At 64.8% G+C, this 16086-nt stretch carries 15 protein-coding genes; 10 read left to right on the forward strand and 5 right to left on the reverse strand.

The genetic code is table 11. From position 1 onward, the window contains the following. Positions 1-190: 190 nt before the first annotated feature. Together ettA and F6X40_RS18225 are read left to right on the forward strand one after the other, a co-directional pair. The gene (gene ettA, locus F6X40_RS18220) at positions 191-1855 is read left to right on the forward strand and encodes an energy-dependent translational throttle protein EttA (protein ID WP_184052399.1); all 1665 of its coding nucleotides are present in this window, start codon (positions 191-193) and stop codon (positions 1853-1855) included. A gap of 156 nt (positions 1856-2011) precedes the next feature. Beyond that, a complete protein-coding gene (locus F6X40_RS18225; protein WP_187628779.1) occupies positions 2012-3136 on the forward strand; it encodes a DUF748 domain-containing protein in 1125 nt (374 codons plus the stop codon). Between the two features lie 14 nt (positions 3137-3150). Here the strand turns inward: F6X40_RS18225 and F6X40_RS18230 are convergent, their stop codons facing one another. The 3 genes from F6X40_RS18230 to F6X40_RS18240 are packed head-to-tail and all read right to left on the reverse strand — an operon-like array spanning position 3151 to position 5919. After that, positions 3151-3774, reverse strand: a complete 624-nt coding sequence (locus F6X40_RS18230; RefSeq protein ID WP_184070547.1) for an HAD family hydrolase — start codon at positions 3772-3774, stop codon at positions 3151-3153. 33 nt (positions 3775-3807) lie between these two features. Next, a complete protein-coding gene (locus F6X40_RS18235) occupies positions 3808-5622 on the reverse strand; it encodes an aminopeptidase P family protein (protein ID WP_187628780.1) in 1815 nt (604 codons plus the stop codon). Between the two features lie 18 nt (positions 5623-5640). Continuing rightward, positions 5641-5919, reverse strand: a complete 279-nt coding sequence (locus F6X40_RS18240) for a hypothetical protein (protein WP_187628781.1) — start codon at positions 5917-5919, stop codon at positions 5641-5643. 229 nt (positions 5920-6148) lie between these two features. Between F6X40_RS18240 and F6X40_RS18245 the strand changes: the two genes are divergently transcribed. From F6X40_RS18245 to F6X40_RS18275, 7 genes are all read left to right on the forward strand, one after another. Further along, positions 6149-6859, forward strand: a complete 711-nt coding sequence (locus F6X40_RS18245) for a response regulator transcription factor (protein WP_184035932.1) — start codon at positions 6149-6151, stop codon at positions 6857-6859. 79 nt (positions 6860-6938) lie between these two features. Next, positions 6939-8225, forward strand: coding sequence for a glutamyl-tRNA reductase (hemA, locus tag F6X40_RS18250; RefSeq protein ID WP_184035929.1), 1287 nt, complete (start codon positions 6939-6941; stop codon positions 8223-8225). A 120-nt stretch (positions 8226-8345) separates the two neighbouring features. Next, positions 8346-9428, forward strand: a complete 1083-nt coding sequence (gene prfA / locus F6X40_RS18255; RefSeq protein ID WP_184070555.1) for a peptide chain release factor 1 — start codon at positions 8346-8348, stop codon at positions 9426-9428. A 10-nt stretch (positions 9429-9438) separates the two neighbouring features. Next, the gene (gene prmC / locus F6X40_RS18260; protein ID WP_187628782.1) at positions 9439-10326 is read left to right on the forward strand and encodes a peptide chain release factor N(5)-glutamine methyltransferase; all 888 of its coding nucleotides are present in this window, start codon (positions 9439-9441) and stop codon (positions 10324-10326) included. A gap of 112 nt (positions 10327-10438) precedes the next feature. Beyond that, complete coding sequence (grxD, locus tag F6X40_RS18265) at positions 10439-10750, forward strand: Grx4 family monothiol glutaredoxin (protein ID WP_018420101.1); 312 nt, start codon at positions 10439-10441, stop codon at positions 10748-10750. A gap of 40 nt (positions 10751-10790) precedes the next feature. Then, positions 10791-11393: a UbiX family flavin prenyltransferase gene (locus tag F6X40_RS18270; RefSeq protein ID WP_184052382.1), complete on the forward strand. Its 603-nt coding sequence runs from the start codon at positions 10791-10793 to the stop codon at positions 11391-11393. 134 nt (positions 11394-11527) lie between these two features. Next, a complete protein-coding gene (locus F6X40_RS18275) occupies positions 11528-12313 on the forward strand; it encodes a DODA-type extradiol aromatic ring-opening family dioxygenase (RefSeq protein ID WP_187628783.1) in 786 nt (261 codons plus the stop codon). Between the two features lie 116 nt (positions 12314-12429). On the opposite strand, the gene F6X40_RS18280 is transcribed toward F6X40_RS18275, so the two are convergent. Further along, positions 12430-14025 (reverse strand): APC family permease, encoded by a 1596-nt coding sequence (locus tag F6X40_RS18280; protein WP_187628784.1) that lies wholly within the window; start codon positions 14023-14025, stop codon positions 12430-12432. A gap of 430 nt (positions 14026-14455) precedes the next feature. On the opposite strand from F6X40_RS18280, the gene F6X40_RS18285 reads away from it, so the two are divergent. Next, entirely contained in the window at positions 14456-14659 is a 204-nt protein-coding gene (locus tag F6X40_RS18285; protein WP_007180251.1) for a cold-shock protein, read from the forward strand. Positions 14660-14794: 135 nt separating this feature from the next. Here the strand turns inward: F6X40_RS18285 and F6X40_RS18290 are convergent, their stop codons facing one another. After that, complete coding sequence (locus F6X40_RS18290) at positions 14795-16045, reverse strand: Hsp70 family protein (protein ID WP_187628785.1); 1251 nt, start codon at positions 16043-16045, stop codon at positions 14795-14797. Positions 16046-16086: the final 41 nt, after the last annotated feature.

The raw sequence follows: 16086 nt of genomic DNA on the forward strand, positions 1-16086 counted from the left end.
CCCCTGCCGCCCGGCCCGCGCCGCGACGTACAATGCCACCTGAACCACATGCCGCGCGCGGCAGCGTCGTCGAATCCGACGCCGCGCCGGCCGGCGCCGGGTGTTCCGCCCGGCCCTCACACCGATTACCCATTCACCCCCGACTGCCCGCCCGCACGCGGCCGGCGTCGTCAACGTCCACTGCAAGCAAATGGCCCAATACGTTTTCACCATGAACCGGGTCGGCAAAATCGTGCCGCCCAAGCGCCAGATCCTGAAAGACATTTCGCTATCGTTCTTCCCCGGCGCGAAGATCGGCCTGCTCGGCCTGAACGGCTCGGGCAAGTCGACCCTGATCCGCATCATGGCCGGTGTGGACACGGAGATCGAAGGCGAAGCGACACCGATGCCGAACCTGAACATCGGCTATCTGCCGCAGGAGCCGCAACTCGATCCGCAGAAAACCGTGCGTGAAGCGGTCGAGGAAGGCCTCGGCGACGTGTTCAACGCGCAGAAGAAGCTCGACGAAGTCTACGCGGCCTACGCGGAGCCGGACGCCGACTTCGACGCGCTCGCCGCCGAGCAGGCGAAGTACGAAGCGATCCTCGCAACGACCGACGGCAGCGCCGAGCAGCAGATCGAAATCGCCGCCGACGCACTGCGCCTGCCGGCATGGGACGCGAAGATCGAGCATCTGTCGGGCGGCGAAAAGCGCCGCGTCGCGCTGTGCAAGCTGCTGCTGCAAAAGCCCGACATGCTGCTGCTCGACGAGCCGACCAACCACCTCGACGCGGAATCGGTCGAATGGCTCGAGCAGTTCCTGACGCGCTTCCCGGGCACCGTGGTCGCCGTCACGCACGATCGCTATTTCCTCGACAACGCCGCCGAGTGGATTCTCGAACTCGACCGCGGCCACGGCATTCCGTGGAAGGGCAACTACAGCAGCTGGCTCGATCAGAAGGAAGAGCGTCTGAAGCAGGAGGAAGCGTCGGAGTCCGCGCGTCAGAAGGCGATCAAGAAGGAACTCGAGTGGGTGCGCCAGAACCCGAAGGGCCGCCAGGCGAAGTCGAAGGCGCGTATCGCGCGCTTCGAGGAGCTGAACAGCCAGGACTACCAGAAGCGCAACGAAACACAGGAAATCTTCATTCCGGTCGGCGACCGCCTCGGCAATGAAGTGATCGAGTTCAAGAACGTCAGCAAGTCGTACGGCGACCGGCTGCTGCTCGATAACGTCAGCTTCAAGATCCCGGCCGGCGCGATCGTCGGCATCATCGGTCCGAACGGCGCCGGCAAATCGACGCTGTTCCGTATGCTGACCGGCCGCGAGCAACCCGATTCGGGCGAAATCGTGCAGGGTCCGACCGTCAAGCTCGCGTACGTGGACCAGAGCCGCGAAGCGCTCGCAGGCACCAAGACCGTGTTCGAGGAAATCTCCGGCGGCGCGGACGTGCTGACGGTCGGCAAGTACGAAACGCCGTCGCGCGCGTACATCGGCCGCTTCAATTTCAAGGGCGGCGACCAGCAGAAGATCGTGGGCAATCTGTCCGGCGGCGAGCGCGGTCGTCTGCATCTGGCGAAGACGCTGATCGCGGGCGGCAACGTACTGCTGCTCGACGAACCGTCGAACGACCTCGACGTCGAAACGCTGCGCGCGCTCGAAGACGCGCTGCTCGAATTCGCGGGCTCGGTGCTCGTGATTTCGCACGATCGCTGGTTCCTCGATCGCATCGCGACGCATATCCTCGCGTTCGAAGGCGACTCGCAAGTCACGTTCTTCGACGGCAACTACCAGGAATACGAAGCGGACAAGCGCGCGCGTCTCGGCGAGGAAGGCGCGCGGCCGAAGCGCCTGCGCTACAAGCCGATCTCGCGTTAGGAAGCGGGCGGACGACGGCCCGTCTGGCGCGATGCCGGACGGGCCGCGGGGCATGCGCGTTGCTAACCGTCGCTAGATGGAGGCGCGCGTGAAAGTCTCGCGCACGCGACAGACGGTCAACACAGCGCCGCGCGACGCGGCGACGAGGAGACAGGCATGGCGATGTCGAAGGGCAGGCGCTGGATCGTCATCGTGGGGGCAACGCTTTTGGCGTTGGTTCTGATCGCGATCGGCGCGATGCGATTCGCGCAACAGGAAGTCAAGAATCGCGTCAGCGCGGCGCTCGGGCCGCTCGGCAGCGCCGACAGTATCGACGTCGGCCTCACCTCGGTACGCCTCACCCACGTCGTGCTAAAAGCGCCGCCTGGCTGGCCAGCGGGTGAACCGCTACGCGCCGACGAAATCACGATCACCCCCGACGTGCGCGATCTGATCGCGCGGCGCATGCATATCCGCGAGGTCGTCGTGCGCGGCTTCGACATGGCCGTGTTACGCACGAAGGACGGCTCGCTGAATCTGCTGCCGAACCTGCGCGAATCGCTGAACCGCGGCGATCAGCCGGGCAACGCCGGCACGGCGCCGCCGATCCCGCGCGAAAAGCTGGTCGACCATGTCCGCTTCGAACACGGCAACTTCCATTTCTACGACATGACTGTCGGGCCGCCGCCGTTCAAGGTCACGGTCAGCGACGCGAACGCGAGCGTCGACCATCTGCATCTGCCGGCGCTTACCGAACCGACCCATGTCAGCGTTCGCGGCTCGATGAAGGGGCCGGCGCATACGGGCACCGTGACGTTCGACGGCTGGATCAAAATCGCCAGCCGCGATTCGCAGACGACGAGCACGCTGCACGGCGTCGATATTGCGATGCTCGATCAGTATCTGCTGAAGAAGGCCGGCACGCGCGCACAGGTGACGGGCGGCACCGTCGATCTGACGATCGAATCGACGGTGCGGAACTATCATCTCCATGCGCCCGGCACGGTGACAGTCCACAATCTGCAGCTCGCCGAATCCGACAATCCGCTCGAGACGTTCATGTCGATTCCGACCCGCGCCGCCGTCGCGGCGCTGAAGACGCATAACGGCAATATCACGCTGCATTTCGTGCTCGACGGCGATCTGCGCGATCCGAAGTTCTCGGTGCGCGAAGGGATCCTCACGCGCATCGGCGCCGGGTTTGCGCAGGCGCTCGGGGTCAGCGTCGAGGGCGTCGCGAAGGGTGCGGGCGAGACCGTCAAGGGTCTCGGCAATGCGCTGAAGAATCTGCTGGGGCAGTAGCGGCGGCGGTCAGCTCAAACCGGCAAGCCCAACTCGCGCAGCTCGGCTTCCGTTTGCGCGGCGCTCGTGTGATGCACGCCGTGCCAGCCGAGCGCCGTCGCGGCTTCGGCGTTCTTCGCGTTGTCGTCGATGAAGACGAGTTCGGCCGGCTCGACACCGGGCATTTGCAGTTCGATGCGCCGGCGCATCTCCGCGAAGATCGCCGGGTCGGGCTTCACGAGTTTCACGCGCCCCGACACGACGACGTCGCGAAACCGCCGCAGCACCGGATAGTGCTCCCACGCGTACGGAAACGTCTCGGCCGACCAGTTGGTCAGCCCGAAGAGCGGCACCTCGGCCGCTTCGAGCTTTTCCATCAGCGCGATGCCGTCGTCGAGCACACCCGCCACCATCTGGTGCCAGCGCTCATAGAACGCGCGGATCAGCGGTTCGTGATCGGGAAACCGCGCGATCAGCTCGTCGGTGGCTTCGACGATCGGCTGACCGCCATCCTGGCGGATCACCCAGTCCATCGAGCAGACGTGCGTGAGGAACCAGCGGCGCTCGACTTCGTCGGGAATCAGCTCGCGGTACAGGTACTCGGGACTCCAGTCGATCAGCACACCGCCGAAATCGAACACCACTGCCTTGATCGCCATGCACCACGCTCCTTTGGAAGGTCGTCGCTATGCTCAGATGGGTTGCGTGCGCAGTTCCAGCCACGCTTTCGCGTCGCCCGATACATGCGGCGCGAGACGCGCGCGCACCGTCTCGTGATACGCGTTGAGCCACGCACGCTCGTCGTCGCGCAGCAGCGACAGCTCGATGCAGCGCGCGTCGATCGGGCACAGCGTCAGCGTTTCGAACTTCAGGAAGTCGCCGAATTCGGTTTTTTCCGCGGCCACGTTCAGCACGAGGTTTTCGATTCGCACGCCCCACTTGCCCGGCCGATACAGACCCGGCTCGTTCGACGTGATCATGCCCTCCTCCATCGCGGTCCACGGTTCGGCCGGCGCGTAGTGCGAGATCACCTGCGGGCCTTCGTGCACGTTCAGGAAGTAGCCGACCCCGTGACCGGTGCCGTGGCCATAGTCGGCGCCGGCCTGCCAGATCGGTGCGCGCGCGATCGCGTCGAGCATCGGCGAGCGGATGCCGCGCGGGAATTGCGCGCGTGACAGCGCGATCATGCCTTTCAGCACGACGGTGAAATCGCGGCGCTGTTCGCTGCCCGGCGTGCCGACCGGGACGACGCGTGTGATGTCGGTCGTGCCGCTCAGATACTGGCCGCCCGAATCGATCAGCAGCAGGCCATTGCCTTCGATCACCGCATGCGACTCCTCGGTCGCGCGATAGTGCGGCATCGCGCCGTTCGCATTGAAGCCCGCGATCGTCGCGAAGCTCAGCGACACGAAACCGGGACGGCGCGCGCGAGCTGCCGTCAGACGCTCGTCGATCGTCAGCTCGGTGATGCGCTCGCGGCCGAGCGCGCTTTCGAACCACGCGAAGAATTCGGCGAGCGCGGCGCCGTCCTGCTCCATCGTCTCACGCACGTGCGCGGCATCGGCGGCGGTCTTGCACGACTTCAGGAAAGTGGAGGGATTGACCGCCTCGACCACCTTGACCGACGACGGCACCGCCTGCAGCGAGCCGTACGTGATGCGGCGCGGATCGATCAGCAGCGTGCTGCCGGCTGGCAGCGCGGCAAGCGCGTCGGCGGTTTTCGCGTACGGCTCGACGCCGATGCCGTCGCGCGCGAGCACTTCGGCGAGCGCCGGCGACACCTTGCCGTCGGCGATAAATAGCGACACCCGATCCACGCCGATCAGCGCGTGCGCGACGAACACCGGGTTGTAGCTGACGTCGGCGCCGCGCAGATTCAGCAGCCAGGCGAGGTCGTCGAGCGTCGAGATGAAGTGCCACTGCGCGCCTTTCTCGACCATCGCGCGACGCACCTGCGCAAGCTTGTCCGCACGTGTGACGCCCGCTTGCGGCGCGGCGTGCTCGAAGACGGCGTCGGCGGGCAGCGCCGGGCGCTGCGCCCAGATCGCGTCGAACAGGTCGAGGTCGGTGCGCAATTGCACGCCGCGCGCGTTCAGTGCGGCGCTCAACGCGCGCGCGGCCGCGACGCCCAGCACCGCGCCGTCCACACCGACCGTGCCGCCGCTCGCGACGTTCTGCGCGAGCCATTCGAAATGCGGCGTCGTGAGCTGGCCGCCGGTCATCTTCATCAGCTCGACACCGCTGCCGGCGAGCTGCGCACTCGCCTGCTCCCAGTAGCGGCTGTCGGTCCAGACGCCGGCAAATTCCGCGGTGACGATCAGCGTGCCGGCCGAGCCGGTGAAGCCCGACAGCCACTGGCGGCCTTGCCAGCGCCCTGGCAGATACTCGGACAGATGAGGATCCGCCGACGGCACGAGGTAAGCGGCAATGCCCTCGCGCGCCATCGCGGCGCGCAGGCTCGCGAGGCGCTCGGGAATGGAGGAGGTTTCGGGAAGTCGGGCGTTCATGGAGTTACCTGCAAGGATTCATCGACGGATTGACCGGCGCGTTGATTGACGCGACAAGAGGCCGACCGTCACGGCGACGGCGATGAGCGCGACGGCGGTGCATACCGGCCATTCGAGCATATCGCCGTCATGGAAGAGACTTGTCACATTGCCGGCCATCCTCGCGACGCTCGTGCCGAGCACACCGGCCAACAGCGCGGCCCACCAGCGGGCGCGGCTCGCGCGGCGCTGCGGATGCAACCACCAGCCCGCGAGGCCGATCACCGCGCCGAGTACGAGAACGCCTGGCCAACCCATCAGGCGTCGACTCCAGACTGGGCGCTCAAACACGGCAAGATCAATTTCGGATTCGTCTCATAGGCGAAAGGAGCCGCCAACGCTAGCATTTTTGCCTCCTCAACTATACAAGTTCAGCACGGCGCTTTCCGCATAGCGGTTGAGTTTAGGGATCGGGGTGTGCTTAGGCAAGTTGTAAGTCTGACGAAAACCCCTCATGCTTCGCCCGTTGCCAGGCTGACGCAGCGCCATGCGCATCGCCCTTATCGAACCCGACGTGCAACACGCCAAACTGGTTGACCGGCTCATTTTCGCCGGCGGCCACGCGTGCCAGCACTTCACCACTAGCGCCACGTTCCTGCAGCGCGCTACCGACGAATTTTTCGACCTGTTGATCACCGAAAGTTGGGCCGGCGACCATTGCGCCGAAGACGTGATCCCGCGCGCGCGCTCCATTCTGCCGGGCCTGCCCGTCATGATGCTGCTGAGCGCACCGCGCGAATGCCAGATCGTCGCCGCGCTGCATGCCGGCGCCGACGACTGTCTCAGCAAGCCAGTGCGCGGCCCCGAAATGCTCGCGCGTGTCGAGGCGCTGCAGCGCCGTGCGGGCCTGCGGCGGCCGCCCAACCGTCGACGCGACGTGATCGGCGGCTATACGTTCGACGCGGCGAATTTGGCCGTGACATTCCGCGACCTGACCGTGATCCTGACGCCGAAGGAATTCCGCCTCGCGCTGGTGCTGTTCAACAATCTCGCGCGGCCGGTGTCGCGCGCGCATATTCTCGAAACCGTGTGGGCCCGCCGTCGCGACGTAAAGTCGCGCACCATCGACACCCACGCGTCGCGCGTGCGCAGCAAGTTGCAACTGCGCCCGGAGCTTGGCTACACGCTGACGCCGGTCTATGGTTACGGTTACCAGCTCGACGCGATCCCGCCGGAGAGCCTGACAGGCGCGAACTGACGCATGCGGGATATATGGCGGGCAGAATGTGAGTATCGTGGAAACGCTATAATATACGGCTGAACGATAGCTCCCCCAAATGCAGCTTCTAACGATCGGAATCAACCATCACACTGCGCCTGTCGCCTTGCGCGAACGCGTGGCGTTTCCGCTCGAACAGATAAAGCCCGCTCTGGATACGTTCAAAGGCATCTGGCTGGGCCACATGGCCCCCAACGCGCCCGAGGCGGCAATTCTGTCCACCTGCAACCGCACCGAACTCTACTGCGCGACCGACGACCTCGCCGCGCGCGAAGCCTCGGTGCAGTGGCTGTCGAAGTACCACAACCTCCCGATCGATGAACTCGCGCCGCACGTCTATGCGCTGCCGCAGTCCGAAGCCGTGCGCCATGCGTTCCGCGTCGCGTCGGGGCTCGATTCGATGGTGCTCGGCGAAACGCAGATCGTCGGACAAATGAAGGACGCGGTGCGCACCGCCTCCGAAGCCGGCGCCCTCGGCACCTACCTGAATCAGCTATTCCAGCGCACCTTCGCCGTCGCGAAGGAAGTGCGCAGCACCACGGAGATCGGCGCGCAGTCGGTGTCGATGGCCGCCGCCGCGGTACGCCTCGCCCAACGCATTTTCGACAAGATCGCGAACCAGCGCGTGCTGTTCATCGGTGCTGGCGAAATGATCGAGCTTTGCGCGACGCACTTCGCGGCGCAGCATCCGCGGGAACTCGTCGTCGCGAACCGAACCGCCGAGCGCGGCATGCGGCTCGCCGAGCGCTTCAACGGCCGCGCCATTCCGCTCTCCGAGCTCCCCGCGCGGATGCACGAATTCGACATCATCGTGTCGTGCACGGCGTCCACGTTGCCGATCATCGGTCTTGGCGCGGTCGAGCGCGCGGTCAAGGCGCGTCGTCACCGGCCGATTTTCATGGTCGACCTCGCGGTGCCGCGTGACATCGAACCCGAAGCCGGCCAGCTCGAAGACGTGTTCCTGTACACCGTCGACGACCTCGGCGCGATCGTCCGCGAAGGCAATGCGTCGCGCCAGGCCGCGGTCGCGCAGGCCGAAGCGATCATCGAAACGCGCGTACAGACCTTCATGCAGTGGCTTGATGCGCGCAGCATCGTGCCGGTGATCCGCCACATGCACACGCAGGCCGACACCCTGCGCCGCGCAGAGGTCGAACGCGCGCAGAAAATGCTCGCGCGCGGCGACGATCCGGCCGCAGTCCTCGAGGCACTGTCGCAATCGCTCACCAACAAGCTGATCCATGGTCCTACGCACGCGCTGAATCGCGCGAGCAGCGACAACCGCGACAAGCTGATCGAGCTGATGAGCGGCTTCTACAAACACCCCGGCTCGACCGAGCGTTAGCGGCGCAGTGCTCGCCGCACCCCGCGCGCCACCGCCGTGGCTCGCAAAGTGCTTCCGCCCCGGGCATTCGCCCATTCCCCTGGCCGCATCCATTCCGGAGTCCGCTCCGCTACCCGCCCGATGAAAACGAGCATGCAACGCAAGCTCGACCAGCTGACCACCCGGCTGGCCGAACTGAACGACCTGTTGAGCCGCGAGGACATCACCGCCAACCTCGACCAGTACCGCAAGCTGACGCGCGAACACGCGGAGCTCGGCCCGGTCGTCGAGCATTATGGGCTGTGGCGCCAGGCGCAGAACGACGCCGCCACCGCGCAGGAACTGCTCGCCGACGCGTCGATGCGCGATTTCGCCGAAGAGGAAATCCGCGCAGCACGCGATCGTATGGAGACGCTCGGCGTCGAACTGCAGAAAATGCTGCTGCCGAAAGACCCGAACGACGAGCGCAACATTTTCCTTGAAATCCGCGCGGGCACCGGCGGCGACGAATCCGCACTGTTCGCGGGCGATCTGCTGCGCATGTATCTGCGCTATGCCGAGCGCAACCGCTGGCAGGTCGAGATGATGTCGGCGAGCGAATCGGACCTCGGGGGCTATCGCGAAGTGATCGTGCGAATTGCCGGCGATGCCGCGTATTCGAAGCTGAAGTTCGAGTCGGGCGGGCATCGCGTGCAGCGCGTGCCGGCCACCGAAACGCAGGGCCGCATCCATACCTCGGCGTGCACGGTCGCGGTGATGCCGGAAGCGGACGAGATCGGCGAAGTCGAGATCAATCCGGCCGATCTGCGTATCGACACGTTTCGCGCGTCGGGCGCGGGCGGCCAGCACATCAACAAGACCGACTCGGCGGTGCGCGTGACGCACTTGCCGACGGGCATCGTCGTCGAATGTCAGGACGACCGCTCGCAGCACAAGAACAAGGATCGCGCGCTGAAGGTGCTCGCCGCGCGCATCAAGGACAAGCAGGCGCACGAGCAGCAGGCGAAGGAAGCGGCGACGCGCAAGAACCTGATCGGCTCGGGCGACCGTTCGGAGCGCATCCGCACGTACAACTTCCCGCAGGGGCGCCTCACCGATCACCGCATCAACCTGACGCTGTATCGCCTCGACGCGATCATGGACGGCGATCTCGAAGAACTGATCGCGGCGCTCGTCAGCGAGCATCAGGCCGAACTGCTGGCTTCGCTCGGCGACGCGGACTAACGCCCCGACAATGACCGACGCCTGCCCGGCTCCGCTCGACCCCACCGGTCTGCCCCCCACGGCCGAGGCGCTATTGCGCGCATCGCCGCTGCCGCCGCTCGAAGCGCGGATTCTGCTCACGCATGTGCTCGGTTGGCGGCGCACGCAGCTGATCACGCGCGGCGAGGAGCCGCTCGAACGCGCAAGCGTCGAGCGTTATCGCACGTTCGAGGCGCGGCGCATGGCCGGCGAGCCGGTCGCGCAGCTCGTCGGTGCGCGCGAGTTCTTCGGGCTCGAATTCGAAGTGACGCCGCACGTGCTGATTCCGCGTCCTGAGACCGAGCTGCTGGTGGAGACCGCGCTCGCGGCGATCGAACCTCGGCCGCGCCCACGTGTGCTCGATCTCGGCACCGGGACCGGCGCAATCGCGGTGGCAATCGCGTCGATGCGGCCCGACGCGCAGGTCTGGGCGCTCGACCGCTCGGCCGACGCGCTCGCCGTCGCCGCGCGCAACGGCGCGCGCCTGCTCGACGTGAATCGCCCGGGGGGCGCCGTCGTTTTCCTGCCCAGCGACTGGTACGGCTCGCTCGACGCCGCGTTGCGCTTCGATGCGATCATCAGCAATCCACCGTATATCGCGAGCGGCGACCCGCATCTGCGTGAGGGCGATCTGCGCTTCGAGCCGCGCGGCGCGCTCACCGACGAGGCCGACGGCCTCGGCGCGATCCGCGCGATCGTTGCCGGCGCCCCCGAGCGTCTCGCCGCCGACGGCACGCTTTGGATCGAACATGGCTACGACCAGGCCGAAGCCGTGCGCGCATTGTTGAGCGAACGCGGTTTCGCCGAGGTCCGCTCGGCGCGCGATCTCGCCGGCATCGAGCGGATCAGCGGCGGCGTGCTGCGCGCCGCTGCGGCCTGAGCGCGGTCGCCGAGGCTAAAACCCCAGGCGCGACGTGGCTGCGGCCGCCCGTAGCGAAATCCGCTATCATTTCAGCCTATTCCCATCCTTTATCGGAACCGCAAGGTCAGTCATGGATACGCAACAACGCATCAAGCAAATCGTCGACGGCAACAACGTCGTTCTCTTCATGAAGGGCACGGCCCAGTTCCCGATGTGCGGTTTTTCCGGCCGCGCCATCCAGATCCTGAAGGCGTGCGGTGCCGGTGAAATCAAGACCGTCAATGTGCTCGAAGACGACGAAATCCGTCAGGGCATCAAGGTGTTCTCGAACTGGCCGACCATTCCGCAGCTGTACGTGAAGGGCGAATTCATCGGCGGCTCGGACATCATGATGGAGATGTACGAATCGGGCGAACTGCAGCAGCTGTTCGCCGCGGCCTGAGCGTTCTACGCTTCGTTCGCTTCATCAGGCGCCGCAAGCCATGCAGCAAGCACGCACCGCGGTGCCTCGCCGGCTGATCGTCGCGATCACCGGCGCCACCGGCGCCATCTACGGCATCCGGCTGCTCGAGACGCTGCGGCGGCTCGGCGGCGTCGAGAGCCACCTGCTGATTTCGAGCGCGGGTTGGCTCAACATCCAGCATGAACTCGAGTTGGGCAAGGAAGACGTGCATCCGCTCGCGGATGTCGTCCATTCGGTGCGCGATGTCGGCGCGAGCATCGCGTCCGGCTCGTTCGCGACCGACGGCATGATCGTCGCGCCCTGCTCGATGAAAACACTCGCGAGCATCGCGCACGGTTTCGCCGACAACCTGATCACCCGCGCCGCCGACGTCACACTGAAGGAGCGTCGCCGTCTCGTGCTGCTGGTGCGCGAAACGCCGTTCAATCTCGCGCATCTGCGCAACATGACGGCCGTCACCGAAATGGGCGGAGTGATCTTCCCGCCGCTGCCCGCGTTCTATAACCGGCCTGCTTCGATCGACGAGATGGTCGACCACACTGTCGCACGCGTGCTCGATCTGTTTGCGCTGGGGCCGGCGTTGTCGCCGGCGTGGGAAGGATTGCGGGGCGCACAGGATTAACCGCGACAACGCGGATTAACAACGGCCGCGACGCAATCAATTCCCGCCGAACCCATTTATCAAGCCGGCGTGCGGACCTATATTGGTAGCAACCCAATTTCTCCGTGCCGTGCTTACACGGCCGCGTTGCTGTCATGAACCGCTTACCTTCGCTTTTCCTGTCTCACGGCGCACCCACGTTGCCGATCGATCCGTCGATGCCGTCCGCCGAGTTCGGCGCGCTCGGCACGCAATTGCCGCGTCCCGAGGCAATCCTGATGTTGTCGGCGCACTGGGGCACCGCGCAGCCACTCGCGAGCATCGCGACGGCGCCTGAAACCATCCACGATTTTTATGGTTTTCCGCGCCAGCTCTATGAAATCCAATATCCGGCGCCGGGCGCGCCCGACATCGCACGTAACGCCGCCGCGCTGCTCGGCGCGAGCGGCATCGTCGCGGACGTGCAGCCGCACGGACTCGACCACGGCGCATGGGTGCCGATGCTTCTGATGTTTCCGCGAGCGGACGTGCCAATCGCGCAACTGTCGATCCAACCGCACAAGGACGCCGCGCATCATTTCCGCGTCGGCCGCGCGCTGCGCGCGCTGAAAGACGAAGGGGTGATGGTGATCGGCTCCGGCCAGATCACCCATAACCTGCGCGCCGCCGATTTCTCCGCGCGCCCGGAAGACGCCGATCCGCGTGTGGCCGAATTCACCGACTGGTTCGAGGACAAGCTCGTCGCGCGCGATATCGACGCGCTGCTCGACTATCGCCGCCAGTCGCCGCACGCGGTGTTGATGCATCCGACCGACGAGCATCTGTTACCGGTATTCGCCGCGCTCGGTGCCGCCGACGACGACTATTCGCTCGCGATCCAGTCGCTCGGCACCTACCAACGCTCGCTCGCGATGACGAACTACGTGTTCGGGACCGCCTGATCCGGCGCGGGGTCGCGCACAAAGGTCAACAAAAAGCCCGCCTGATCATCGATCGGGCGGGCTTTTATCGGCCCCGAAAGACCCGCGTCGAGCGGATCTTCGGTTTCGACCGGTGCTCAATGCGCGCCGATAACTTCGAGCACTTCGTCGTGCACGAGCCGCTCGTCCAGATACTCCGAACGATAGCCGCTGTTCACGCCCCAGAAGTAGAACACCAACGAGAAGGCGATCACGACGAGCATGTCCCAGCCGTACGGCAGAATGCCGAAGCCGCCAAACTCCTTGCTGCCGATCAGCGACAGGATCGCCATGATCGGCAGATACGCGACCAGCCACCAGGCAGCCTTCAGGTCACGGCCCCAGCCCTCGAAGCCCGACTTCGCCTGGAAGTAGAAATACACCGGCAGCGCGACGACCATCAGCAGAATGATTTCGCCGGTCAGCGGCCACCTCGCCCAGTACAGGATCAGCGACGCGCAGACGAACGCGAACGGCGCGATCACCTTCATGCCGGCGATGTGCAGCGGGCGCTCGAGATCGGTTGCCGCGCGGCGCAGTGCCATCAGGCTGATCGGGCCGGTCAGGTACGAGATCACGGTCGCGACCGAAATCACCGCCGCGAGCGAACTCCAGCCGCGGAAGAAGAACAGGAAGATGAACGAGACGAGCAGGTTGAACCACATCGCGTTGCGCGGAACGCCATAGAACGGGTGCACGTTACCGAACATCTTCGGCATCGTGTTGTTGCGCTCCATCGCGTAGATCATGCGCGAGGTGGTTGCCATGTAGGTCGTACCGGTGCCGCTCGGGCTCACGAACGCGTCGACGTACAGCAGGATCGCCAGCCAGTTCAGGTTCAGCGCAATCGCCAGTTCCGCGAACGGCGAAGCAAAGCTGAAGTGGCTCCAGCCCTTCATCACGTCGGCCGGATTCACGGCGCCGATGTATGCGATCTGCAACAGCACGTAGATCACGAGCGCGAGCAGGATCGAGCCGATCACCGCGAACGGCACGCTCCTGGCCGGATTTCGCGCTTCACCGGCCAGGTTGATCGGGCTCTGGAAACCGTTGAATGCGAACACGATGCCGCTCGTCGCGACCGCGGTCAGCACCGCCGACCAGCCGTACGGCGCGAACGTGGTCGTCTGACCAAAGTTCTCGGTGTGGACGCCTGTCATCATCAGACCGACGATCGTTGCGCCCGGGATCAGGAACTTGAAGATCGTGATCGCCGAGTTGGCGCGCGCGAACAGCTTGACGCCCCAGTAGTTGAGCAGGAAATAGATGATGACGAGCCCGGCGGACAACAGCAGGCCGTTGGTCGACAACGACCCGTCGACGAACAGCGCATGCGCCCAGGGATAGGGCCAGGTACTCATATATTGGATCGATGCTTCGGCCTCGATCGGGATCACCGACACGATCGCGATCCAGTTGGCCCACGCGCTGATGAAACCGACCAGCGCGCCGTGCGAGTAGCGCGCATAGCGCACCATCCCGCCAGATTCCGGAAACATCGCGCCAAGTTCCGCGTAGGTCAGCGCAATCGCGAGAATCACGACCGCACCGATGATCCATGCGCAAATCGCAGCCGGACCGGCAATTTTTGCAGCCTTCCACGCGCCGAACAGCCAACCCGAACCGATGATCGAGCCCAGACCGGTCAGCATCAGCGCGAATGGCCCGATGTTCCGTTGTATAGAACTTTTCAAGTCTTCTCCTAAATCAGAACCATGTCGGCACCACGTGACATCGCTTGTGGCGGTGGGGACGGGGTGACGCGCATGTAAGCGCGTCCAGATGCGGAATAGGTGCAACCGACGCGCGGCGCGTAGTTTAACGGTTGCACCGTGTTACTGCAGCGAAACCGCAGCCGAACCAAGGGTTCTCCCTAGCAAAAAGTTGTCCTCCTGCGCAAGCTTTGTAAGAAAATTTCGGATCAGTCCGGCAAAGTTTCGTCTAGGCTGTTGACCTTCGTCCGAATTCGCCGTATAACGTTCGGGCAGGATTTCAAGTGGCGAGTGAAGTGGTTCTTTCGTAGTTCGCCCATCAACGGTACTCCGGTTGGTCCCATTACCCCCTTCCTTGATTTTCATGCACCCCGGGCTACGGCCTTATTCACCATCTTTAGGAAAAAGTAATATGGAAACCGGTACCGTCAAGTGGTTCAACGACGCTAAGGGCTTTGGCTTCATCACTCCGGACGGCGGCGGTGAAGATCTGTTCGCGCATTTCTCGGAAATTCGCACTGAAGGCTTCAAGACGCTGCAAGAAAACCAGAAGGTCACGTTTGAAGTGAAGACGGGCCCGAAGGGCAAGCAAGCGGCTAACATCAAGCCGGTGTAAGCTCCGCGCTTCCTTCCGGACGCAAAAAAACCCCGCCTCGGCGGGGTTTTTTATTATCGGCGGCCAATCTGAATGCGCCGATTAACTTCGCATGACTTCGCAATTGGCGGCGGATTATTTGCTGATTATCCGGGATTATCCGAATACCCGCCGCGCATGAATACCGAGGCCAGTCGCCACGCTCGCGAGACGATCGCCGAACACCGCTTGCGCGTCTGGAAACGCCGCGGCCAACGCGCCCGACAGAAACGCGAGGCCGGTCGACCCGCCGGTGAAATAGATCGCGTCGACATCGCGCGGCGCGACGCCCGCCGCCTGCACCGTATCGCGCGCGGCCTGCACGATGCGTCGCGTTTCTTCCTCGCCTGCTTTGACGAGCTGCGCTTCGTCGAACGCGAGACGCAGATCCTCTTCCACCTGCTCGAGATCGATCACGGTTTCGCCGCCCGCCGCCACGCCGATCTTCGCCTCTTCCGCGTGGGCGGCGAGCGCGTGCCCAAAACGCTGCTCGACCACGCGCATCAGCCGGTCGTGGTGCTTCGTCTCCGTGAAAAGGTGCCGCATCAGCGCGAGTTCGCTGACGCGCTTCGGCGTGTAGACGGTGTTGATCAGGTGCCAGGTCGCGAGATCGAAATAAATCCGGTTCGGGATTTCGCGCCCTTGCGGATCGAGCGACTGGTAGCCGAGTTCGCGCAGTATCGTGGCGAGTTCGACGCGGCGGTCGAAGTCCGTACCCGCGACGTGCACGCCGTGGTGCGCGAGCACATCGTCCTTGCGCTCGGCGCGCTTCATCCGTTCCGGCCCCACTCGCACGAGCGAAAAGTCCGACGTGCCGCCGCCGATGTCCGCCACAAGCACGAGCCCCTCGGCGCTCAGGTGCGATTCGTAGTCGAACGCAGCTGCGATCGGTTCATACTGAAAGTGGATGTCGCGCAAGCCGGCCGTGCGCGCAGCGGCTTCGAGCTGTTGCTGCGCCATCTGGTCGGCGCGCGGGTCGTCGTCGACGAAGAACACCGGACGGCCCAGCACCGCGCGGTCGATCGCGCCGCCGGCGCTCGCCTCGGCCGCGCGCTTCAGGTGAGTCAGGAACGTCGCGATCACGTCGGTGTACTTGATCGCACTGCCGTCGCCGAGATCGGTCGTATTCTCGGCGAGCGGCGAGCCGAGAATGCTTTTCATCGAGCGCATCAGCCGGCCGTCGAAACCGTCGATGTAAGCAGCGAGCGCCGCGCGCCCGAATTCGCTGGTGTGTTCGTCGGTATTGAAGAAGACCGCGGTGGGTAGCGTCGTGTACGCGCCTTCGACCGGCGCCAGCTTCAGCTGCGGGCCGATCGGAACCGCGACGGCGGAATTGGAAGTACCGAAGTCAATCGCGCAATAGTTCATGGCAGGAATGGCCGCTCACGGCTGGCGCGCAAAGAAAGGGG

It is taken from the genome of Paraburkholderia sp. UCT31, assembly GCF_014397655.1.
Taxonomy (GTDB): Bacteria; Pseudomonadota; Gammaproteobacteria; order Burkholderiales; family Burkholderiaceae; genus Paraburkholderia; species Paraburkholderia tuberum.

Excerpts from the sequence above, each read along its gene's own strand:
- prmC (WP_187628782.1), top strand. The coding sequence starts at position 9,439 with ATGACCGACGCCTGCCCGGCTCCGCTCGACCCCACCGGTCTGCCCCCC.
- prfA (WP_184070555.1), top strand. The coding sequence starts at position 8,346 with ATGAAAACGAGCATGCAACGCAAGCTCGACCAGCTGACCACCCGGCTG.
- F6X40_RS18230 (WP_184070547.1), bottom strand. The coding sequence starts at position 3,774 with ATGGCGATCAAGGCAGTGGTGTTCGATTTCGGCGGTGTGCTGATCGAC.
- grxD (WP_018420101.1), top strand. The coding sequence starts at position 10,439 with ATGGATACGCAACAACGCATCAAGCAAATCGTCGACGGCAACAACGTC.
- F6X40_RS18235 (WP_187628780.1), bottom strand. The coding sequence starts at position 5,622 with ATGAACGCCCGACTTCCCGAAACCTCCTCCATTCCCGAGCGCCTCGCG.
- F6X40_RS18275 (WP_187628783.1), top strand. The coding sequence starts at position 11,528 with ATGAACCGCTTACCTTCGCTTTTCCTGTCTCACGGCGCACCCACGTTG.
- F6X40_RS18240 (WP_187628781.1), bottom strand. The coding sequence starts at position 5,919 with ATGGGTTGGCCAGGCGTTCTCGTACTCGGCGCGGTGATCGGCCTCGCG.
- F6X40_RS18285 (WP_007180251.1), top strand. The coding sequence starts at position 14,456 with ATGGAAACCGGTACCGTCAAGTGGTTCAACGACGCTAAGGGCTTTGGC.
- hemA (WP_184035929.1), top strand. The coding sequence starts at position 6,939 with ATGCAGCTTCTAACGATCGGAATCAACCATCACACTGCGCCTGTCGCC.
- F6X40_RS18290 (WP_187628785.1), bottom strand. The coding sequence starts at position 16,045 with ATGAACTATTGCGCGATTGACTTCGGTACTTCCAATTCCGCCGTCGCG.
- F6X40_RS18245 (WP_184035932.1), top strand. The coding sequence starts at position 6,149 with ATGCGCATCGCCCTTATCGAACCCGACGTGCAACACGCCAAACTGGTT.
- F6X40_RS18225 (WP_187628779.1), top strand. The coding sequence starts at position 2,012 with ATGGCGATGTCGAAGGGCAGGCGCTGGATCGTCATCGTGGGGGCAACG.
- ettA (WP_184052399.1), top strand. The coding sequence starts at position 191 with ATGGCCCAATACGTTTTCACCATGAACCGGGTCGGCAAAATCGTGCCG.
- F6X40_RS18270 (WP_184052382.1), top strand. The coding sequence starts at position 10,791 with ATGCAGCAAGCACGCACCGCGGTGCCTCGCCGGCTGATCGTCGCGATC.